The organism is Actinokineospora sp. PR83, from assembly GCF_021056305.1.
Taxonomy (GTDB): Bacteria; Actinomycetota; Actinomycetes; order Mycobacteriales; family Pseudonocardiaceae; genus Actinokineospora; species Actinokineospora spheciospongiae.
This window is the reverse complement of record NZ_JAJCXD010000040.1, coordinates 269,514-291,190: the sequence shown is the minus strand read 5'-3', so window position 1 is coordinate 291,190 and position 21,677 is coordinate 269,514. Positions and strand designations below refer to the sequence as shown.

Here is a 21,677-nt window from a genome sequence, read left to right as displayed (position 1 = left end):
CGGCCTGGATCCCCCCTCGCCTGCCCGGCACCGTTGGTCCCACACGACCGAAACGGAGGCCGACGGTGAACGAGACGATGGTGACCATGACCGGCTGGGTGGCGGGGGAGATCACCCAGCGGCGCTTCGAGGGCGACTCGCAGGTGACCCGGTTCCGCATGGTGAGCCGGGAACGCCGCTACGACCCGGAGACCAAGGATTGGGTCGACGGGCACAGCATCTTCGTCGACGTGCAGTGCTGGGACCGCTTCGGCGAGAACGTGGCCACGGACCTCAAGCGCGGCGACCCGGTGCTCGTTCACGGCAGGCTGCGCTGCCGCGAGTTCGAGCACGAGGGCGTCCAGCGCGTCGCACTGGAGGTCCGGGCGACGGCCGTAGGCCGCAACCTGCGCTTCACCGCGGGCCCCGACGTGCCGCTGTCCCTCGCCGCATGAGGGGTGTTTGTGCTGATGGCGAGCCGGGCACCCCGACGGCACCCGACGAACGGAGGAGACCGGTGCCGAACCCCAGCATCAAGGACGAGAAGACCTACGAGGCGCTCCGCGACAAGGGCGAGTCCAAGGAGAAGGCGGCCAGGATCGCCAACGCCTCCGCCGCCCGCGGCAAGTCCTCGGTGTCGGCGAAGGGCGGCAAGTCCGGTTCGTACGAGGACTGGACCGTCGACGACCTGCGCCACCGCGCGGCCGAGATCGGGATCGACGGCCGCTCGTCGATGTCCAAGGACGAACTGGTCAAGGCGCTGCGCGACCACTGAGGGGTGTTCGCATTCGGCCGCGGCCGGTGAATCCCCCCGGTCGCGGTCGAGCCGCCCGGCCGACCACTCTACGATCGCTGCCATGGCCGAGTTCATCTACACCATGAAGAAGGTGCGCAAGGCGCACGGGGACAAGGTCATCCTTGATGACGTCACCATCCAGTTCCTCCCGGGCGCGAAGATCGGGGTGGTGGGCCCCAACGGCGCGGGCAAGTCCAGCGTGCTGAAGATCATGGCGGGACTGGACCAGCCGAACAACGGCGAGGCCTTCCTCTCGCCCGGCTACACCGTCGGCATCCTGCAGCAGGAACCCCCGCTGAACGAGGAGAAGACGGTCCTGGGCAACGTCCAGGAGGCGGTCGGCGAGATCAAGGGCAAGCTCGACCGGTACAACGAGATCGCCGAGCTGATGGCGACCGACTACTCCGACGAGCTCATGGAGGAGATGGGCTCGCTGCAGGAGGAGTTGGACCACGCCGACGCGTGGGACCTCGACTCGCAGCTGGAGCAGGCGATGGACGCCCTGCGGTGCCCGCCGCCGGACGCCGACGTCACCCACCTCTCCGGTGGTGAGCGCCGCCGCGTCGCCCTGTGCAAGCTGCTGCTCTCCAAGCCCGACCTGCTGCTGCTCGACGAGCCCACCAACCACCTCGACGCCGAGAGCGTGCTCTGGCTCGAACAGCACCTGTCCCAGTACCAGGGCGCCGTCCTGGCGGTCACCCACGACCGGTACTTCCTCGACAACCTGGCCGAGTGGATCCTCGAGATCGACCGCGGCCGTACCTACCCCTACGAGGGCAACTACTCCACCTACCTGGAGAAGAAGGCCGAGCGGCTCGCGGTCCAGGGCAAGAAGGACCAGAAGCTGCAGAAGCGCCTCAAGGACGAGCTGGCCTGGGTCCGCTCGAACGCCAAGGCGCGCCAGACCAAGTCCCGCTCCCGCCTGGAGCGCTACGAGGAGATGGCGGCGGAGGCCGAGAAGACGAGGAAGCTCGACTTCGAGGAGATCCAGATCCCGCCGGGCCCCCGCCTGGGCAGCATCGTGGTCGACGTCGAGAAGCTGAAGAAGGGCTTCGACGGCCGCGTGCTGATCGACGACCTGTCCTTCGACCTGCCGCGCAACGGCATCATCGGCGTCATCGGCCCCAACGGCGTCGGCAAGACCACCCTGTTCAAGACGATCGTCGGCTTGGAGAAGCCGGACGACGGCACGGTGAAGGTCGGCGAGACGGTCCTGCTGTCCTACGTCGACCAGAACCGGGAGAACATCGACCCGAAGAAGACCGTGTTCGAGACCGTTTCCGGCGGCCTCGACTACATCAAGGTCGGCCTCGTCGAGATGCCCTCCCGCGCCTACGTCAGCGCGTTCGGCTTCAAGGGCCCGGACCAGCAGAAGCCCGCGGGCGTGCTCTCCGGTGGTGAGCGCAACCGGCTGAACCTGGCGCTGACCCTCAAGCAGGGCGGGAACCTGATCCTGCTCGACGAACCCACGAACGACCTCGACGTGGAGACCCTGGGTTCGCTGGAGAACGCGCTGGAGCAGTTCCCCGGCTGCGCGGTGGTCATCTCCCACGACCGGTGGTTCCTCGACCGGACCTGCACCCACATCCTCGCGTGGGAGGGCACGGAGGAGAACCCGTCGAAGTGGTTCTGGTTCGAGGGCAACTTCGAGGGCTACGAGAAGAACAAGATCGAGCGGATGGGTGCCGACGCGGCCCGACCGCATCGGGTCACCTACCGCAAGCTGACCCGCGACTAGGTGGGGACCGGCGACGTGGCGGCCTGGAACGAGTTGACCGCGACGGTCGGCGCGGCCGAGTGCACGGCACTCGTGGACGTGGCCGACCGCCTGCGGTGGAGCGCACCCGAACTGGCGGTCCAGTTCGCGGCGCGCGCCCTCGCCGGGTCCGCTGACGCCGCCACCCGCACCCGGGCGCAGGCCCTGCTGGGCACCGCGTTCGTCCACCTCGGCCGCCCGGCCGAGGCGGTCGAACCGGGCCTGGCGGCGCTGCGCGCGCTCACCGGCGGCGGCCTGGTCGAACGGGCCGCCGCGGTGCGCACCGCCCTGGCCGCCGCGGCCAGGGCCCTCGGCGACCCGCTGGTGGGCGCCGAACTGCTCCGGCCCGTGCTCGCCGCGGCATCGGTGCGCCAGGCGACCCGGGCACTGGCGCTCGGCGAGCTGGTCGCCTGCACCACCCACGTCGGCGGCCGCGACGACCTGGAGGACGTGCTCGCCGAGGCCGACCGGCTGCTGGCCGCCGACGAGGGGCTCAGCCAGGACGGCCGCCGCCTGGACCGCGCCTTACTGGCCGCCGAGGCAGCGGCCTACCACCGCCGCCACGGCGACACCGAGGCGGCGGCCGAGTCTGCCCGCGACGGCCTCTCCCTGCTGAATCGCATGGCGGACAAGCGGATCGAGGGTGGCCGCGCCCGCGGCAGGCTCACCCTGGAACTGGTCTGCGCCCTCCTCGACGACGGCGGCGCGGACGAGGCGGCGGACGCCGCCGCACCCGCCCTGGCCGAGCCGCTCCGCGCCACCTCCGCCCCGGCCCTGGGCAGGCTCCGCCTCGCCCTGGCCACCCGCGTCCACCTCCCCGCGGGCCGCGCCAGAACCGGCCGAGCCCTGCTGTTCGAGGTCGTCCGCACCGCCGAACGCCACCACCTCGACTCCCTCCTCGGCGACGCCTGGACCCTCCTCGCCAACGCCGAGGAAGAGGCCGCCCACCCCACGGAGGCCCTGCACGCCCTGCGCTCCGCCCGCGCCGCGGAGTACCGCCACCTCACCGCGGCCGAATCGGCCCGCACCCTCCTCGCCACCGAGGTCGGCACCGCCACCCCCGACCCCACCCGCGCCACCTCCCTCCTCCACGACGCGGTGGTCCGCCCCCCGGGCCACACCCCTTCGGACACGAGGACAACGCCCCCACCCGCCCTGAACCTGTCCGGCGCCGCCCCGAACCCCCACCCGAACCGGACGCACCGCTCCACCGCCACCGCGAGGCCGCGACCCCCCGCACAGCCGTCGTCCCCCGATCTCGCCGCGCCTTCCGCCGCAGCGGTTCCACACCCGGTCGCGTCGGGAACGCACTCTGCGGTGCCGGGAACGGACCCGGTGGCGCTGGAATCGCGGTCGGCGGTGTCGGGAACGCACTCCGCCGCACCGGGAACGCGATCGGGTGCGTCGAACTCCGCCGGTGCCGCTCCAGGCTTGTCCGCGGATGGATCGATGGGACCTGCCGCCGAGTCGGGTTCGCGGTCGGGCACACCGGATCTGCTGACCGCCGGACCGGTTTCGTCGTCCACCCCGTCGGACGCGCCGTCATCCGCGCCCGCCCACTCGACCGCTGCGGCCACCCGGTCCGCCACTGATTCGTCGGCCCCGGGTCCGGACGAGAGCGACTACTCCGCCACCCTGGTCCGCGTCGCCCCCCGGGGTTTCGTCGACCCGGTCGACCCGCCCGAGGACGCCCTGCCGATCGGCGGTGAGGCCCTGCTGAACGCCCTGGCGGGCCACGTCCGAGCCCTCGCCCCCGACGACGCCGAGTTCATCCGCTCCGACCGGGGCGAGTTCGCCGTCCTCCTCCCCAACACCACCCAGGACGAAGCCGAACGCCTGGCCGCCTCCATCCGCGACACCACCGACGGCGACTGGCTCCCCGGCCACCCCAACCACGGCGTCGGCATCACCACCGGCGTCGCCACCCGACCCGGCACCCCCGAAGGCCCCCGCGACGGCATCGAAGACCTCCTCCTCGCCGCCCGCGATGCCCTCACCGCCCTGACCACCACCCCCACAACCACCCCCCGCCGTGCCGACGCCCTCCGCCGCCCCAAACCCACCCCCGGCGACGCCCGCGCCACCACCGCTCCCGGCAACCCCACTGCCGAAAGCGTCCACTTGGGACCAGAAAACCCCGACCCCGCCACCGGTCCGACCCCGGGAACCGTTGTCGCACAACCGGACACCACAAACCTCGGTGACTCCGACATCCCTTGGTCCAGCCCCACCGGACTCGCGTCCACCTCGGCCACTGCTCGACCCGGCGCCACCGAGCCCGAGGCCTCGCCCGCCCTGTGGTCTGGCGTCGACGGTTCGACTGCTGTTCGATCGGGCGTCGCTGGGTCCGCAGGCTCGTCCGCCTCGTGGTCCGGTGTCGGTGATTCGGCATCGGGTTCGACCGCTGCTCGGTCAGGGGGCGCCCAGCCGGGAGACTTCGCCGCTTCGCCGCCCGGGTCCGGTTCGGCCGCAGCAGAACCAACTGCGCCGGGCCCTGCCGTCCCCGGGACCGAGTGGTCCGGTCGAGGCGAGGCGACCGAGGGGAGTGCCGCCACCGGTCCGTTCGCGGTGCAAGGAGACCCGGCCGACTGGTCCGTGCACCGCATCCCGCCACCCGGCACGCTCGGCAGGCGAGCCTCCCGCCGGGCGAGCCAGGAGATCCGCAGGCCCTCGCCCGCGGAACTGGCCGCCCCCGGCATCGGCTCCGACGTCGCCGCCCTGCTGTCGCGCTCCGGCGTCACCGGCCAACCCACCAGCGGCGGCAGGCGCCGAGCCGAGGACCTCCCCTTCGGCGGCGAGGACCCGACCGCCCTCCCACCGGAAATCCCCACATCCGACCCGACCCCTTCCCGCCACAACGCCGCAGCGGCCCACCACCGGCCCACCACCGACCCACGCGAAAACAGCGCCACCCCACGCCACGGCGCCGACCCCACCCAACCCGACGCCGCCACCGCAGGCGCCCGGCGCGAGGCCGACCCCATCCAGCACGGCGTGGCCGCGCAAGACGGCGCCGCCCCCGCGGACACCGCAGGCACTCGCCGCGCGACCGGCACCACCCAGCACGGCATGACCGTCCAGCCCGGCGCCGCTGGAGGCCGAGACGACACCGGCGCCGCCCAGCACGCCGGTGGTACCGCGCAGCACAGTGCCGACAGTGCCGACACCAGCGGCGCCCGGCACGAGGCCGGTGTCGCCGAGTACGGCGGCGCTGGTCAGCACGGTGTCGCCGCCCAGCACGGCGCCGCGGGCGCTGGCGGCGGTGCTCGACACGAGGCGGGTACTGCCCAGCACGGCGCCGGTGCCGCGTACGCAGGCGGTACCGCACAGGACGGTGTCGCGGCCCGGGACGGCGCCGCTGCCGACGCTGTCGGGGCCCGGCACGAGGCCGGTGCCGCCGATGGCACGGATGCGCAGGCCATCCTCCGCCGTTTCGACAGTGCCGAGATCCGGCGGGTCGCGGGGCGTGGTTCCCGGGCCGACACCGGTGGACTCCGCCGCCGCGCGGAGAGCGGTGGGGGCGCCCGCCGCGCCGCCGACCGCACCGGCACCGACGGTGGTACCAACGACACCGACCGCCTCCGGCGTCGCGCCCAGGCCGCCTCCGGGGAGACCGTCGACGCCCGCTCCGCCCTGCGCCGGTTCGACACCGCCGAACTCCGCCGCCGGGTGCAGCAGGTCAGCGGCAAGGTCGATCCCCAGGCCCGCCGCGCCGACACCGCGGGCGTCCGTCGCCGCGGCCAAGACGCCGTCGCCGGCCCCAACAACGATCCGGCGGTCGGCGGTCCCCTCGACGTCCAGTCCGTGCTCCGCAAGTTCGACAGCGGAGAGGTCCGCCTCGGCGGCACCCGCTACGCGGGTGCTCCCGAGCCCGACACCCACACCGAGTCCGCTGCGAGCCCCACCGCCACCGAGTTCGCTGCGAACCCCGAGGCTCCTGCCGCCGACGGCACCCCCGCAGGCCCGGACACTGTGCAGCCCCCTGCCGGGGCGATCGCCTCCGCATCGGGTGCCACGCCGACAGATCCCACCGCGCTCCAATTCCCTTCCGGGCCAAGCGCTCCCGCGTCAGGCGCCATGCCCGTCGACCCTGCTGTCGCCCGGCTTGTGGCCGAGCCGGTTGTTCCTGCACCGGCCGCGACGCACGCAAGTCCGGTCGACCCGGAACCCCCTGCCGGGTCGGCCGCTCACCCGTCAGGCACAGCTCCCACGGGCTCGGTCGGAGCGGCCCTCCCCACCGGGTCGGCCGTTCTTCCACCAGACGCCGTCCCGACAGGCTCGATGGCTGCGCAGTCTCCCGCCGAGTCGGCGGTTCCTCCTCCGGGCACCACACCGACGCGACCGGTCGATGTCCAGTCGCTGCTGCGTGACTTCCCCGTCGGGGAGGTTCGCTTCGGCGGCACCCGCCGCGCGGGTGCCGCCGACCTCGGCACCGATCCCACCGAAGCAGCCACCACCACACCGGCAGGCGCCGACGCCCGCACCGAGCATGGGGACCCCCCGAGCGCGGACGCCGAGGCAGGCGCCTCTACCCCGGCACCGGACGGGTCCGGCACTGCCCAGTCCGACGAGCCCAGCGCCGCCCGTCTGGTCCTCAACCGTTTCGGCGTGATCCCCGCCCGCCGCAGCCGTCGCCGGGCGCAGGACGGAGAACCCGCCGTCCCGCCCGAGGCCACCATCCCCAGCCCACCCGAACCCGACGAGATCCCCTCCCCGGACCCACGGCCCGCCGCACCCGAGGTCGAACCGCCCCCGGGCCACGACGAACCCACCGGCGACCCCCGCACCGATCCCGGCGCGGACCCCGACACCACCCCCCGCACCATCCCCGGATCGGACACCGAGTCAGGTTTCCGGGCCATTTCCGGCTTGACCCCCCTCTCCGCTGCGCAGGTCACCACCGGAACCGATCGCGCGACCACCTCCCAGGCTGCTCCGGGCACCGAAGCCGATCCCGGCGCCGACGGCGCGGCAGGCTCCCCGGCCGATTCGACGGCAGGTGCCCGGCCCATCCTCGAGTCCCCGGCCGCCCCTGAACCGCAGGCCGATCCGGAGCCCCCGGCGATCCCCGACAACGTCGCCAGCCTCGCCGACCGCCGCGCCATCGACTTCTCCGCCAGGCTTCGCGGTCTCCCACGTCCCGCCGAGACCACCTCCGCCGATTCCCTCGGACCCCTGCACGGCCCCGAGGTCCGCCCCCCGGACCTGCCGCCCCGCCGGGGCGGCAGGCGCGAGCGCACCGCCTCCAGCGGCCTCGCCGACCTGCTCGCCGAGGCGATGGCCGCTTTCCAGGCCACCCAGCCCGAGGGTGAGCGCAACGGGTCCGCCTGGGCGGATGACGCCCGGGCCGCCGACCCCGAGCACACCGACCCGGCCCCGACTCGATCCCCCCGACCCGAGCGCGACACCGGCCGTGGAGCAGGCCGGAGCGCCGACAGCGACGCCGGGATCGGCCGAACGGCCGATCCCGGTGGTGATCACGGCAGGCACCGCTCCTCGGAGTGGGCCCCGGCCGACTTCGACAGCGGATGACCGAAATCCGCCGCACACGAGCGACCGGCAACGGAAACCTGCTCGACAACCCTGCGCCTCCGGTGATTCGCCGGAAAAACGGGGCATCAGGCGTAACATCACGCGCAAGCCGTAGGTGGCACACCGGCGTGCCACCACCGATGTGGAGCTGAAAAACCATGACCTCGACTGGTTACTCGACCCGCCTCGACAGAGCCGTCAGCGCTGACGGCCCGGAGTCGACGGGGCGACCGGTCACCACCAGCAGCCCCGAGCAGAACCGCGACGACCTCATCGAGCGCGCGGCAGGGCAGGCGCCCGACATCGCCGACCTGATCCGCCTCTACTACCGCTACATCCCACCGGAGGAGGTCGTCGGGGACGATCCGGTGGACCTCGTCGGTGCCGTGCGGTCGCACGCGGACCTGGCCGAGCGCCGGGTTCCCGGGCGGCCCTCCGTGCGGCTGCTCAACCCCAACTCCGGCGCCGACGGGTGGTCCTCGAACGGCACCGTCGTGCAGTTGGTGACCGACGACATGCCGTACCTCGTCGAGTCCGTGTCCGCGGAGCTGGTGCGCTGCGGTGTGCAGGTGCAGCGGGTGGTGCACCCGATCGTCGTGGTCCGCCGCGATGTGGCGGGGGCGCTGCGGGAGGTGCTGCCCACCGCCGACCCGATCCAGCCGCCGGACGACGCCTTCGCCGAGAGTTGGATGTACATCGAGGTCATCGACCTGGTGACCGACGGCGGCCGGGCGCGGGAGATCGAGAACGGTCTGCTGACCGTGCTCAACGACGTCCGCGAGGTCGTCGAGGACACCGACCGGATGGCCGGGACCGCCCGGGCGCTGGCCGACGAGCTGGAGAACACCCCGCCGCCGCTGGAGGACCGCGAGGAGATCACCGACGGCGCCGCGCTGCTGCGCTGGTTGGCCGACGGCCACTTCACCTTCCTCGGCTACCGCCGCAACGAACTGGTGCACCCCGACGGCGAGGGGGAGCCCGCCCTGCGCGCCGTGCTGGCCAGCGGTCTCGGCGTGCTCCGCCAGGACAGCCTCGCCGCGCGCAGCCTCACCGCGGGCCCGGACGCCGTCGCGCACGCGCTGGCGCCGAAGCTGCTGGTGCTCACCGAGGCCAGCGCACCGTCCACAGTGCACCGGTCGACCTACCCGTACTACGTCGGCGTCAAGATCTTCAACGAGCGGGGCGAGGTCACCGGCGAGCACCGCTTCCTCGGTGTGTTCACCACGACCGCCCTGCACGAGGACGTCCTCGACATCCCCGTAGTGGCACGCCGGGTGCGCAACGTGATCCACCAGGCCGGCTTCCCGATGGAGTCCTACTCCGGGCAGCGCATGCTGGAGGTCATCCAGAACTGGCCGCGCGCCGAGCTGTTCTCCACCAGCACCGACGCCCTCTACGCCACCGCCACCGGTGTCATCGCGCTGGCCGACCGCCGCAGGCTGCGCCTGTTCCTGCGCCGCGACGCCTACAACCGGTTCTTCTCCTGCCTGGTGTTCCTGCCGCGCGACCGCTACACGACCACCTCGCGCATCGCCATGCAGGAGGTCCTGCTCGACGAGTTGGCCGGTACGAACCTGGAGTTCAGCACCCGCGTCGGCGAGACCCCACTGGCGCAGGTGTACTTCATCGTCCACACCGACCCCGGTCGTGCCGTGGAACCCGACGTCACCCGCATCCAGGAGCGGCTGACCGAGGCCGTCCGCGGCTGGGACGACCTCATGGTCGAGGCGCTGCTCGGTGAACAGCGCAGCCGGGTCGACAGCGGCGGGGCGGTCGGCGCCGAGTCGGCCACCGAACAGGGCCAGCGCTACGCCGCGATCTTCCCGGAGGCCTACAAGGAGGACTTCAGCGCTGCTGTCGCCCTCGCCGACCTCCGCGAGCTGCAGGACCTCAAATCCGACACCGACCTGCGGATGTCCTTCTACGTCCCGGAGAACCCGGAACCGGGGGAGCGGCGGTTCAAGCTCTACCTCTCCGGCAAGGGCGTCACCCTCTCCCACGTGCTGCCCATGCTGCAGCGCATGGGGGTCACCGTCGTCGACGAGCGCCCGTACGAGCTGCGCAACGACGGCGGGAGCCCGTGGTGGATCTACGACTTCGGCCTGCGCATCGACCCGGTGGTGCTCGAAGCGCGCGGCGAAGAGGACATCGACCAGCTCAAGGACGACTTCCAGAACGCCTTCGCCGCCATGTGGCGCGGTGATGCCGAGGCCGACAAGTTCAACGCCCTGGTGCTGCGCGCCGGTCTGACCTGGCGGCAGGCCTCGGTGCTGCGCGCCTACTCGCGCTACCTGCGCCAGGCGGGCACCCCGCACAGCCAGACCTACATCGCCGACGCCGTCCTCGCCCACACCAACGTGGCGACCGCGCTGGTGCGGCTGTTCGAGACTTCGTTCGACCCGGCGCTGTCCGAGCAGTCCCGCCTCGGCAGCGCCGCCACCCAGACCACCGAGATCACCGCGATGATCGACGAGGTCACCAGCCTCGACGAGGACCGCATCCTGCGCAGCCTGCTCACGGTCATCCGGGCGACCCTGCGCACCAACTACTACGTGCGCGACGAGAACGGCGATCCCCGCCCGTACCTGGCGGTGAAGCTCGAGCCGCGGGCGATCCCGGAGCTGCCGGAGCCGCGGCCGCGGTTCGAGATCTTCGTCTGCTCGCCCCGCGTCGAGGGGGTGCACCTGCGCTTCGGCGCGGTCGCGCGCGGCGGGCTGCGCTGGTCGGACCGCCGTGAGGACTTCCGCACCGAGGTGCTCGGCCTGGTCAAGGCGCAGGCGGTGAAGAACGCCGTCATCGTGCCGGTCGGCGCGAAGGGCGGGTTCGTCGTCAAGCGCCCGATCACCCCCACCGGCGACCCGAGCCTGGACCGCGAGTCCTTCATGGCCGAGGGCATCGCCTGCTACCGGATGTTCATCTCCGGCCTGCTCGACCTCACCGACAACCTGCACCTGGGCGAGACGATCCCGGCACCGGACGTGGTCCGCTACGACAGCGACGACACCTACCTGGTGGTCGCCGCCGACAAGGGCACCGCGACCTTCTCCGACATCGCCAACGAGGTCGCCGCGTCCTACGGCTTCTGGCTGGGAGACGCGTTCGCCAGCGGCGGTTCCGTCGGCTACGACCACAAGGCCATGGGCATCACCGCCAAGGGCGCGTGGGAGGCGGTCAAGCGCCACTTCCGCGAGCTGGGGATCGACACCCAGAGCGAGCCGTTCACCGTGGTCGGCGTGGGCGACATGTCCGGTGACGTCTTCGGCAACGGGATGCTGCTCTCGGAGCACATCCGCCTGGTCGCGGCCTTCGACCACCGGCACATCTTCATCGACCCCGAGCCGAGCACGGCCGAGGCCTTCGCCGAGCGCAAGCGCTTGTTCGAGCTGCCGCGGTCGTCCTGGGACGACTACGACCGGGCGCTGATCAGCGAGGGCGGTGGTGTCTGGCCGCGATCGCTCAAGTCGATCCCGGTCAGCCCGCAGGCGGCCAGGGCGCTGGGCCTGCCCGAGGACGTCGGCAAGCTCTCGCCGCAGGAACTGATGAAGGCCGTGCTGCTGGCCGAGGTCGACCTGCTGTGGAACGGCGGCATCGGCACCTACGTCAAGGCCAGTACGGAGTCGCACGCCGACGTGGGTGACAAGGCCAACGACGCGCTGCGCGTCGACGGGGCCGCGCTGCGGGTCAAGGTGGTCGGCGAGGGCGGCAACCTGGGCCTGACCCAGCGCGGCCGGATCGAGTTCGCCGCCCGCGGCGGGAAGGTCAACACCGACGCGCTGGACAACTCCGCGGGGGTGGACTGCTCCGACCACGAGGTCAACATCAAGATCCTGCTCGACCACCTGGTCCGCGACGGCGCCCTGGGCCGCGAGCAGCGCGACGCGCTGCTCGCCGAGATGACCGACGAGGTCGGCCAGCTCGTCCTCGCCGACAACTACCGGCAGAACGCCGTGCTCGGCGCGGGCCGGGCGCACGCCGCCGCGATGGTGCCGGTGCACGCGCGGCTGGTGGACGCCCTGGAGCGCGACACCGGCCTCGACCGCCGCCTGGAGGCACTGCCGACCCGCGAGCGGTTCCGGGCCATGGACAAGGCGGGGGAGGGGCTGACCTCGCCCGAGCTGGCCACCCTGATGGCGCACGTGAAGCTGGCGCTCAAGGAGCAGGTCCTCACCTCGGACCTGCCCGAGCAGGACGTGTTCGCCCGCAGGCTGCCGGACTACTTCCCGTCGCAGCTGCGCGAGCGGTTCGGCCCGGCCATCAGCGCGCACCCGCTGCGCAGGCAGATCACCACGACGCTGCTGGTCAACGAGGTCGTCGACGGCGCGGGCGTGACGTACGCGTTCCGCCTGGCCGAGGAGCTCAACGCCAGCGCCACCGACGTGGTGCGCGCGTTCGCGGCAGTGACCAGGATCTTCGACCTCCCGGCCATCTGGCGCGAGATCGACGCGCTGGACAACGTGGTCCCGACCGAGGTCGCCGACGGGATGGTGCTGGAGACCCGCAGGGTGCTCGACCGCGCGGCCCGGTGGCTGCTGTCGAACCGCCCGCAGCCGCTGGCGGTGGGGGCGGAGATCACCCGCTTCCGCGAGTCCGTGCAGTCGCTGCTCGCCGAGGTCCCGGGGCTGTTGCGGGGCCAGGCGCGTGCGGAAGCGGAGGCGGACGCCCAGCGCATGGTCGCCGCCGGTGTCCCCGCCGACCTGGCCCGCCGGGTGGCGACGCTGCTCGACGCCTACGCCCTGCTGGACGTGACGGAAGCCGCCGAGCTGTCCGAACAGGACGGTGGGGTGGAGGCGGAGCGCAGTGGGTTGGAGACGGCGGAGCTGTACTACGCGCTGTCGGACCACCTCGACTTCGACGTGCTGCTGACCTCGATCAGTGCGCTGGAGCGCGGGAACCGCTGGCACGCGCTGGCCCGGTTGGCGCTGCGCGACGACCTGTACGGGTCGCTGCGGGCGATCACGCTGGACGTGCTCGCCCAGGCCGACCCGGGGGTGCCCGCGGCGGAGAAGATCACCGTGTGGGAACAGGCCAACGCCTCGCGGCTGGCCCGGTCCCGGGTGGCCCTGGAGGAGATCCGCGCGTCGGGCAGGCTCGACCTCGCCACCCTGTCGGTGGCGGCCCGGCAGTTGCGCAGCATGGTCCGCTGAGCCGGGCGGGCTCCCGGGCACCGTGTCCGGGAGCCCGCCCAGCGGGTGGGTGTTCGGCGCCCACCGGGAACGCGGCGACCGCGGTCCCGTCGAAGCGGAGGCGACCGGTCGTCGGGCTCTCGGAGTCCCGACACCGGCCTCCCCGAGCGTGGTCCACCACTCCACGCGGGCGCCCCCGCCACCGAGGCCATTCCTGAGCCCGCCCATCGTCAGTTCCCGATCTTCTCAAGTTCGGTGCGCACAAGGTGGACCGTTTCTTCTTCCGAGACAGCGAGTTCCCGCACAGCGCCGAACAGGGTGGTGAACGACGAGACGTCCGGCTCGCGCTCCACGGTCTTGCCGCCCGTCGGGTACTCCAGGTAGACCGAGTACGGGCTTTCCGCGTCGTTGTCGAACTCCAGGATGACCAGTGGCCCGCTCATCGGGCCGAACGCGCCCGCGCGGAACGGGACGACCTGGAAGGTCACGTTCTCCAGTTCCACCATCGCCAGCAGGTGCTCGAACTGCTCCGCCATCACCTCCGGGCCACCCACCCGGAGGTGCAGCGCGGCTTCGCTGACGAGCGCGTGCAGTCGGAGCGGGTCCTCCCCGAGCAGGAGCCGTTGCCGAGCCGCGCGTTCCTCGCCCGCGCGCTCGCTCCACGCGCTGTCGTGCCCGCCGAGCAGCCTGGAGGCGTCGGCGACCGCCCTGGCGTAGTCGGCGGTCTGGAGCAGGCCAGGCAGGGTGGTGTAGTCGATCGTCAGTTCGGCCAGTGCCTGCGTCTCGTCGCGCCGGAACGCCACGTACTCCGGTGGGAAGTCGGTGGCGTGCTCGATGCGCACGGTGCTCTGCTTGGCGTGCGTCCACAGCAGCAGGGCCTCGAAGCGTTCCTCCGTGTTGGCTCCGAGGGCGCCCAGGATCGCGATGAACAGGTGCTTGTTCGGCACCTGCAACCCGTTCTCCATCCGGGAGATGGTCGCCCGGGAGGTTTCCACCGCGTCGGCCAGTGCCTCCGGGAGCATGGCGGGCTCGTGGCGCTTGCGGATCGACTCCATGAAACGCCCGAGCTGGCGCTTGCGGCGGGTCGTGTCTGACGGCATGGCTCCACGATATAGCCGAACTGTGCGCAGCGCATTCACTCTTTCGTGCGTTGCGCGGCGCACAGTGCGCGGATAGCTTGGTTGTACGAGGCGATCAGCGCTTCGAGGCGAGGTTCCGCCACGGCGAACCGCGTCCGATCGATCGAGGGGGCGGTTCGGACGGGCAAACGGTCTCGGGGAGAGCCCTCCCCCTGTCGGGCACACCGCCGCGCCGGCACGGTGGACCCATGCAGATGCGTTTCATGGCGGCCGCCTTCACCGCGCTGGGTGAGCGGGAAACCAACCAGGACTCCGCGCACGCCGATCCCCGCCTCCTGGTCGTCGCCGACGGCGTCGGCGGAGCCCCGGCGGGGGAGGTCGCCTCGGCCGTCGCCGTGCGGGCCGTGGTCGACGCCGGGCCGGACACCGACCCGGCACTGCTGGCCGAACGGGCCAACTCGGCCGTCGTCGCGCACGCCGAAGCCGACCCCGCCACCGCGGGCATGGCCACCACCGTCGACATCGCCGCCCTGGTGCCCGGACCGGCGGGGTGGGAGGTGCGCGGCGCCCACGTCGGCGACAGCTTCACCCTCGTGCAGACCGACCGGGTCACCCGCCTGGGCCGCGCGCACACCCTCGCCGAGGAGCTGGTGGCGGGCGGCCACATCACCCCGGAGGAGGGTGCCCGCCACCCCAACCGCTCCGCCCTCATGCGCGCCGTCGGCATGGGGCCCACCGTCGAACCGGAGCTGTGGTCCCACCTCGCCGCGCCGGGCACCCGCTACCTGCTCAGCAGCGACGGTCTCTTCGACGCCCTGGGAATGGAGGCCGTCGTCGCCCTGCTCGACTCCCTGCGGCCCTCCCCGCCCGCGGACGTCGCCCGGATGCTCGTCGAATCCGCCTGCGCCGCGGGTGCGCGCGACAACGTCACCGTCGTCGTCGCCGAGGTCACCCCGTGGCAGGGCTGACCGCCGAGCACCCCGCGGCGGACTCGACCGGCGACTCGACGGCGGGCTCGACCGGCGATGTGACGGCGGGTCAGACCGGCGATCTGACAACGGATTCGACCTGCGGCCGGATGGCGGACCCGGCCAGCGGCCCGGTGGCGGACTCGATCAGCAGCCTTGCGGCGGGTCCGACCGGCGGCCGAATGGCGGTCTTGACCGACGGCCTGATGGCAGATCCGGTCAGCGACCGAATGGCGGGTCCGATCGGCGGGTCGACGACGGGTCTGGTCGACGATTCCGCGGCGGAGTTGACCGTGGACTTCCACGCCCGCCCGGAGCGCACCCTGACCGCGGCCGATCGCCTCTCGCTCGACCGCGACTTCCTCAGCGGTGGCGCCGATGAACGACTCTCCCGCACCCCGAGTGCGCCTGCGCTGCGCCACATGGGCGGACAGTGGTGGCTGGTCAACGGCCACGACAATGCCACCCCGGTGGTCGTCTACGCCACGACGGAAGGTCGTCGCTTCACCGTCGGCGAGCGCTGTGCCTTTCCGCTGCCGGACGGGGAATCCGAGGTCACCGTCGGGGGTCACCGGGTCCGCGTCCTCGTCTCGACCCCGGCGACCGCGTCCCCGCAGGTCCCTGAGGCGATCACCGGACCAGAGACCAGCATCGGCCTGTCGGGCGCCGCCGTGCGCGTCCAGCTCCTCTTCGGCCGCAAACCCCGCCACCGGGCTGTCCTCGCCGCCCACTACCGCGAGTACTTCACCCCCGGTGTCGAGTCGCCGAAACCGTTGGAACGCAGGCAGACGCGCCTGTGCATGGGCCTCACCTCCCACACGGCGCTGGAGCGCGCACTGAACGAGGTGGTCACCGAGATCTGGGGTGAGCCCGTGGGGCACCGCCACGAACTCCCGGATTACCTGATCCGCGAACGCCTCCTGGTCGCCGCTGACCAAGACCTGGTTCCGCACCGCTTCTGCCGCCACACCGCCGGACCCCCGCGTCTTCCCCCGGTTGCCCACGGGGGCGGTCCGCGCCGCTAGGGTTCGGGGGGTTTGGGTGACGTGCGGGAGGTCGCGGGTGGGTGCGTTTGTGGCTGAGGTGCGGCCGCGGTGGTCGGACATGGACATGTACGGGCACGTGAACCACGCCCGGACCGTCACGCTCCTCGAAGAGGCCCGCGGCGACATGCTGTTCCGGGAGGCCGCCGCCTACGGGACCGAGGACCTGGCCAAGGGACTGGTCGTCGCACGGCTGGACGTGCAGTACAAAGCCCCGCTGTTCGCCTTCGGCACCACGCTGCGGGTGGAGATCTCGGTGCGGGAGATCCGGTCGGCGTACTTCGTGCTCGACTACCGGGTGCGCAGCGGTCCCACCGAGGACGACCCGGTGGCGGTGACCGCCTCGACGACGCTGGCGCCGTTCGACTTCGTGGCGCAGAAGCCGCGGCGGATCAGCCAGGGGGAGCGCGAGTTCCTCAGCACCTGGCACAACGCGGTGCCCGAGGACGGGGACAACAGTGCCTGAGCTGGTTTTCGCCGACCCCGACGAGCGGTCCGACCTGGGTGCCTTCGTGGCCAGGGCGGTGCGGCTGGACCAGCAGGCCGTGGTGCGGCTCAAGGCGCGCGAGGGTGGGCTGGTCGACGCGTGGACCTCCACGCCGTTCGACGTGCTGGCGACCCGGTCGGCTCGGGCGACGCTGGAACCCGGCGACATGACCGTGTCCGGCAACGAACTGCTGGCCACCCTGGCCGTCGTGCGCGGTGACCGGCTCGACCCGGGGCTCTCGCAGGACATGCTGTGGCGCTCGGCGCTGCCGCCCACCCGGCACTGGCAGCAGGTCGACCACCTGCCCGCCAAGCTGGTCAACGACCTCGCCGACAAGGGCATCGCCGTGGCCAAGGAGAACGTGGGGCCGCAGGGCACACCGCCCGCCTCGCTGCTCGACCAGACGGTGCTGACGGTCAGCGGCGACGGCCTGGAGATCAAGGTGCCGCTGCGCTGCCTGTTCGCGCTCTCCGGCATGGGGTTCCTGACCGACGGCGAGGACGAGACCATCCGGGTCACCGCCACCGACTCGTGGCTGCGCCTCGACGCCCGCTACGGCGCGGTCGTGCGGCGCAGGCACGCCCTCCTGCCGCTGCTGGTCTGAGTTCCCCGACCGAATCCTTATGGATCGGCGCGAGGGGAATCCCCACCACCGCCTCGGACGTCTTACCGGTATGAGCGACGACCCCACCGCGGAGTGGCTGCACGAGACGACCCCCGGCACCGACGGCGCGGAGTGGCGCCGCGACCGGCCACCCGGTGAGATGGAACCGGAGATCCGGATCGAGCGCTCCCGGGCCGAGCGCGCCAGGGAAGTCGCGGCGCAGGTCGCCCACCTCAGCGTTCCCGCGCTCCTGTTCACGGCGATCGCCACGGAGGGCTTCGGCGAGTGAGCGGCGCCCCGGCGACCGGTCAGACGAGCCAGACCGCGGTCTCCGGCGGGAGTTCCTCGCCCGCCATCGGACCGCTGGCCAGCAGGATCTGCCCGGGCGGCAGCGGCACCGGGGCGTCCGAGGTGTTCAGCGCGCAGATCAGGCCGCCGCCCTTGCGGCGGAACGCGAAGCACCCCGGCGGCGCCCCGTACCACTCCAGCTCCGTGCCCGCGAACGCCTCCGTGGTCTTGCGGACCTCCAGCGCGTGCCGGTACAGCGACAGCATCGACGCCGGGTCCTCCAGCTGCGACTCCACCGTGTACCCCGCCCACTCCGCGGGCACCGGCAGCCACGAGCGGTCGCCGGTGGAGAAGCCGAACGTGGGCGGCGCGCCCTCCCACGGCAGTGGGACGCGGCAGCCGTCGCGGCCCCGGACCGTGCGGCCGCTGCGCTCCCAGATCGGGTCCTGCAACGCCCAGTCCGGCAGGTCGGCGTTGGGCAGGCCCAGTTCCTCGCCGTTGTAGAGGAACGTCACGCCCGGCAGGGCCAACTGCACCAGGGCCATCGCCCGGGCCCGCCGGGTGCCCGCCGCTCCGCCGCCGTAGCGGGTGACGTGGCGTTCGACGTCGTGGTTGGACAGCGTCCAGGTCGGGGGCACCCCCGAGTCGGCCACCGCGGCGAGGGAGTTCTCCACCGTGCGGCGCACCGAGTCGGCGTCGAACCCGGTCAGCGCCAGCTTGAAGTTGAAGCCCAAGTGCAGCTCGTCCGGGCGCACGTAGCGGGCGAAGCGCTCGTCGGTCTCCACCCAGATCTCCCCGACCGTCACCGTGTCCGGGTAGCGGTCGACGACCTGGCGGATCATCCGGTGGATGTCGTGCACGTCCTCGTTGTCGAACCGGGGGTCGGCCTCCGGGTGGGCGTGCGCGCCGGTCCGGACCGGGACCACCGCCGGGTCCAGGTCGGGCAGGCCCGCCGCCTTCGCCATCCCGTGCGCCACGTCGATGCGGAAGCCGTCGACGCCGCGGTCGAGCCAGAACCGCAGCGTCTGCACCAGGTCGGCGCGCACGTCGGAGTTGTCCCAGTTCAGGTCGGGCTGCTCCGGGGCGAACAGGTGCAGGTACCACTGGCCGTCCGGGGTGCGCGTCCACGCCGGGCCGCCGAAGACGCTGGTCCAGTTGTTCGGCGGCTGGGAGCCGTCGGGGCCCCGGCCGTCGCGGAAGTGGTAGCGGTCGCGCTCGGGGCCGCCGCGCAGCGCCGCCCGGAACCACGGGTGCTGGTCGCTGGTGTGGTTCGGGACCAGGTCGATGGTGACCCGGATGCCGTGGTCGTGCGCGTCGGACACCAGCCGGTCGAACGCGTCGAGGTCGCCGAAGAGCGGGTCGACGTCGCGCGGGTCCGCCACGTCGTAGCCGTGGTCGGCCATCGGCGAGGTGAAGAACGGGGTCAGCCACAGCGCGTCAACGCCGAGCAGCTCCAGGTAACCGAGGCGGGACCGGATGCCCTCCAGGTCCCCCACCCCGTCGCCGTCGGAGTCGGCGAACGAGCGGACGTAGACCTGGTAGAAGACCGCGTCGCGCCACCACGGCGGCGCCGCGGCGTCGTCGGCGGTTGCTCCCACGGTCGACCATCCTGCCAGTCCGCGGCCCGGCGCACCGGGGAATCCGATCACTCCGGTTGCGCCCGGGGTGATCTGCCGCACTCGGTGAGCGGATCAGACCCAGCTGTTCATCATGCTGTTGGCGGCCATTTCCAGGTACTGCCACAGCTGGGTCCGCTGGTGCTCGGGCAGCCGCTCCTCGTCCACCGCGATCCGCATGCAGCGCAGCCAGGCGTCGCGCTCGATCGGGCCGATGGTGAACGGGTTGTGCCGCATCCGCAGCCGGGGGTGCCCGCGCTGGTCGGAGTAGGTGTGCGGTCCGCCCCAGTACTGGATCAGGAACAGCCGCAGCCGCTCCTCGGCCGCCGCCAGCTCCGGCTCCGGGTACATCGGCCGCAGCACCTCGTCGCGTTCGACCTCGGCGTAGAACCTGGCCACGATCCTGGTGAAGGTCGCTTCGCCGCCGACGGCGTCGTAGAAGCTCTCGGGTGTGCCCACGGGGTCAATCCTCGCTCACCGGCGCTCAGGGCGTCTGGTTGGGGAACAGCCTGCCCATCGGCGGGGCGATGTCGGCGGCTTCCAGCTCGCGCAGCGCGCGGGCCCGCAGCGCCCGCTGCACCGCCCACTGCCTGCCCGGGCGCACCTTCACCGTCATCCGCACGATCAGGCTCTCCGGGGTCACCTTCTCCACCCCGAGCACGACCGGCGGCTCGATGACGTCCTCGGACACGCCCTCCTCGCCGACGACCTCGCCCGCGACCCGCTCCAGCAGCTCGGTCACCTGGGCCACGTCGGCGCTGTAGCCGACCGGCAGGTCCACCACCGCCACCGCGAAGCCCTGGCTGGAGTTGCCCACCCGCAGGATCTCGCCGTTGCGCACGTACCAGACCGTCCCGTTGACGTCGCGCAGCGTGGTCACCCGCAGGCCGACCGCCTCGATGGTGCCGCTGGCCTCGCCGACGTCCACGACGTCACCGACGCCGTACTGGTCCTCCAGCATCATGAAGATCCCGGACAGGAAGTCCTTCACCAGGTTCTGCGCGCCGAAGCCCAGCGCCACGCCGACGATCCCGGCCGAGGCGATGATCGGACCCAGGTTCAGCCCCAGTTCACCGAGCGCCAGGATGAACGCCAACCCGTAGACGATGAACGTCACCAGCGACTTGAGCACCGAGCCGATCGTTCTGGCCCGCTGCGCGCGGCGTTCGGAGATCAGGTTCCCGAAGGCGCCGGGCGCCCGCTCCTTGAGCGGCTTGAGGACCGTGGGCACCTTGCCGTCGCCCGCGGTGACGCGCTCGATCAGCCGCCGCAGCAGCAGCCGGACCACGACTGCCACGGCCACGATCAGCAGGATCTTCAGCGGCTTCGCCACCAGCCAGCTCGCCGAGGCCGCCAACCACTCGTTGTGGGTCAACCGCCACACCTCGGCGCACCAGGTGCCTTCCTCGGTGGTGCAGGTGGGGGCTTCCATGTCCAGGAACTGGGTCAGGGTCGTGGCGTTCATCGGCGCCGACGATAGCGACGACTCCGGGTGACGTCGAAGCCGGTGGTGTGCGCCTTCCGGGGGATGATCGCCGGACACGTGGGAGAACACACGTGCGCGAAGGGGCCGGTGTGTGGTCGACTTAGGCAGCACCGGTGGAGGTGGTCGAGTGCCAGAGCGACAACCGACCCGCCGCGGCGCGCCCCCAGGGCTCGCGCCGCGGCCGACGCTGTGCCCGCCGCAGGGCACTCCCGTCGAGTCCGCACGCGCCGCTCCGGCGGCCCTGACCCCGCTACCCACGCCCGTGGCGATGGCGCTGCCGCCGCCAGCACCCACCTGGGGCAGGCGTCGCGTCCTGCTGCTCAACACCACTTTTGAGCCCCTCACCGCGCTGCCGCTGCGGCGCGCGGTGGTGCTCGTGGTCTGCGGCAAGGCCGAGGTCGTCCACGGTGACCCGACCGGCATGATCGTGCACTCGGCGACGGCCAGCGTGCAGGTCCCGTCCGTCATCCGGCTCAGCAGCTACGTCCGCGTCCCCTACCGGGGGCGGGTGCCGCTGACCAGGGCGGGTCTCATGCACCGCGACCGCTACCGCTGTGCCTACTGCGGTGGTCGAGCGGAGACGATAGACCACGTGATCCCGCGCAGCCGCGGGGGGCAGCACACGTGGCAGAACTGCGTCGCGTGCTGCGCCAAGTGCAACCACCGCAAGGCGGACAAGCTGCTGGCTGACCTGGGCTGGCGGCTGCGGGTGGTCCCCACCGCGCCGCGCGGCCCGCACTGGCGGCTGCTGGCGGGCGTCACGGACGCCGACCCGCTCTGGCTGCCCTACCTCGGCGAGGCCGCCTGAAGCTCGGCCGGGTGGGCGGGGGAGTTCTCAGGCCGAGGTGACCCGGGTGCCCGCGGTGACGCGCGTGCCCCGGGTCACCCGCGTGCCCAGGTGCAGCGAGGTGACGCGCGTG

At 72.4% G+C, this 21,677-nt stretch carries 15 protein-coding genes; 11 read left to right on the top strand and 4 right to left on the bottom strand.

What is annotated here, in order from left to right:
* Positions 1-65 precede the first annotated feature (65 nt).
* From L6E12_RS15085 to L6E12_RS15065, 5 genes are all read left to right on the top strand, one after another.
* Complete coding sequence (locus L6E12_RS15085; RefSeq protein WP_236228524.1) at positions 66-434, top strand: single-stranded DNA-binding protein; 369 nt, start codon at positions 66-68, stop codon at positions 432-434.
* Positions 435-496: 62 nt separating this feature from the next.
* Positions 497-754, top strand: a complete 258-nt coding sequence (locus tag L6E12_RS15080; protein ID WP_236228523.1) for a Rho termination factor — start codon at positions 497-499, stop codon at positions 752-754.
* An 82-nt stretch (positions 755-836) separates the two neighbouring features.
* Positions 837-2,513, top strand: coding sequence for an energy-dependent translational throttle protein EttA (gene ettA / locus L6E12_RS15075; RefSeq protein ID WP_236228522.1), 1,677 nt, complete (start codon positions 837-839; stop codon positions 2,511-2,513).
* A gap of 15 nt (positions 2,514-2,528) precedes the next feature.
* Positions 2,529-8,063, top strand: coding sequence for a hypothetical protein (locus tag L6E12_RS15070; RefSeq protein WP_236228521.1), 5,535 nt, complete (start codon positions 2,529-2,531; stop codon positions 8,061-8,063).
* A 158-nt stretch (positions 8,064-8,221) separates the two neighbouring features.
* Positions 8,222-13,207 carry an NAD-glutamate dehydrogenase gene (locus L6E12_RS15065; RefSeq protein ID WP_236228520.1) on the top strand — a complete coding sequence of 1,662 codons (4,986 nt, stop codon included), beginning with the start codon at positions 8,222-8,224 and terminating at the stop codon, positions 13,205-13,207.
* Positions 13,208-13,416: 209 nt separating this feature from the next.
* Here L6E12_RS15065 and L6E12_RS15060 read toward each other — a convergent pair whose 3' ends face one another.
* Positions 13,417-14,286, bottom strand: a complete 870-nt coding sequence (locus tag L6E12_RS15060; protein WP_236228519.1) for a helix-turn-helix transcriptional regulator — start codon at positions 14,284-14,286, stop codon at positions 13,417-13,419.
* Positions 14,287-14,513: 227 nt separating this feature from the next.
* Between L6E12_RS15060 and L6E12_RS15055 the strand changes: the two genes are divergently transcribed.
* The 5 genes from L6E12_RS15055 (at position 14,514) to L6E12_RS15035 (ending at position 17,656) form a co-directional block, all read left to right on the top strand.
* Positions 14,514-15,233 carry a PP2C family serine/threonine-protein phosphatase gene (locus L6E12_RS15055; RefSeq protein WP_236228518.1) on the top strand — a complete coding sequence of 240 codons (720 nt, stop codon included), beginning with the start codon at positions 14,514-14,516 and terminating at the stop codon, positions 15,231-15,233.
* Positions 15,221-16,258, top strand: coding sequence for a hypothetical protein (locus L6E12_RS15050; protein WP_236228517.1), 1,038 nt, complete (start codon positions 15,221-15,223; stop codon positions 16,256-16,258). The genes L6E12_RS15055 and L6E12_RS15050 overlap by 13 nt, the downstream gene beginning before the upstream one ends.
* 79 nt (positions 16,259-16,337) lie before the next feature.
* Positions 16,338-16,742 (top strand): thioesterase family protein, encoded by a 405-nt coding sequence (locus tag L6E12_RS15045; protein ID WP_236228573.1) that lies wholly within the window; start codon positions 16,338-16,340, stop codon positions 16,740-16,742.
* Positions 16,735-17,367 (top strand): hypothetical protein, encoded by a 633-nt coding sequence (locus L6E12_RS15040; RefSeq protein WP_236228516.1) that lies wholly within the window; start codon positions 16,735-16,737, stop codon positions 17,365-17,367. Before L6E12_RS15045 ends, L6E12_RS15040 begins: the two co-directional genes overlap by 8 nt.
* 70 nt (positions 17,368-17,437) lie before the next feature.
* Positions 17,438-17,656: a hypothetical protein gene (locus L6E12_RS15035; RefSeq protein ID WP_236228515.1), complete on the top strand. Its 219-nt coding sequence runs from the start codon at positions 17,438-17,440 to the stop codon at positions 17,654-17,656.
* A gap of 19 nt (positions 17,657-17,675) precedes the next feature.
* Here L6E12_RS15035 and L6E12_RS15030 read toward each other — a convergent pair whose 3' ends face one another.
* From L6E12_RS15030 to L6E12_RS15020, 3 genes are all read right to left on the bottom strand, one after another.
* Positions 17,676-19,253, bottom strand: coding sequence for a glycoside hydrolase family 13 protein (locus tag L6E12_RS15030; RefSeq protein ID WP_236228514.1), 1,578 nt, complete (start codon positions 19,251-19,253; stop codon positions 17,676-17,678).
* 93 nt (positions 19,254-19,346) lie between these two features.
* Positions 19,347-19,730, bottom strand: a complete 384-nt coding sequence (locus L6E12_RS15025; protein WP_236228513.1) for a globin — start codon at positions 19,728-19,730, stop codon at positions 19,347-19,349.
* A 25-nt stretch (positions 19,731-19,755) separates the two neighbouring features.
* Complete coding sequence (locus tag L6E12_RS15020) at positions 19,756-20,736, bottom strand: mechanosensitive ion channel family protein (protein WP_236228512.1); 981 nt, start codon at positions 20,734-20,736, stop codon at positions 19,756-19,758.
* Positions 20,737-20,998: 262 nt separating this feature from the next.
* On the opposite strand from L6E12_RS15020, the gene L6E12_RS15015 reads away from it, so the two are divergent.
* Complete coding sequence (locus tag L6E12_RS15015) at positions 20,999-21,565, top strand: HNH endonuclease (RefSeq protein ID WP_374201882.1); 567 nt, start codon at positions 20,999-21,001, stop codon at positions 21,563-21,565.
* The last annotated feature ends 112 nt before the right edge of the window (positions 21,566-21,677 follow it).

Excerpts from the sequence above, each read along its gene's own strand:
- L6E12_RS15020 (WP_236228512.1), bottom strand. The coding sequence starts at position 20,736 with ATGAACGCCACGACCCTGACCCAGTTCCTGGACATGGAAGCCCCCACC.
- L6E12_RS15045 (WP_236228573.1), top strand. The coding sequence starts at position 16,338 with ATGGACATGTACGGGCACGTGAACCACGCCCGGACCGTCACGCTCCTC.
- L6E12_RS15035 (WP_236228515.1), top strand. The coding sequence starts at position 17,438 with ATGAGCGACGACCCCACCGCGGAGTGGCTGCACGAGACGACCCCCGGC.
- L6E12_RS15065 (WP_236228520.1), top strand. The coding sequence starts at position 8,222 with ATGACCTCGACTGGTTACTCGACCCGCCTCGACAGAGCCGTCAGCGCT.
- ettA (WP_236228522.1), top strand. The coding sequence starts at position 837 with ATGGCCGAGTTCATCTACACCATGAAGAAGGTGCGCAAGGCGCACGGG.
- L6E12_RS15055 (WP_236228518.1), top strand. The coding sequence starts at position 14,514 with ATGCAGATGCGTTTCATGGCGGCCGCCTTCACCGCGCTGGGTGAGCGG.
- L6E12_RS15060 (WP_236228519.1), bottom strand. The coding sequence starts at position 14,286 with ATGCCGTCAGACACGACCCGCCGCAAGCGCCAGCTCGGGCGTTTCATG.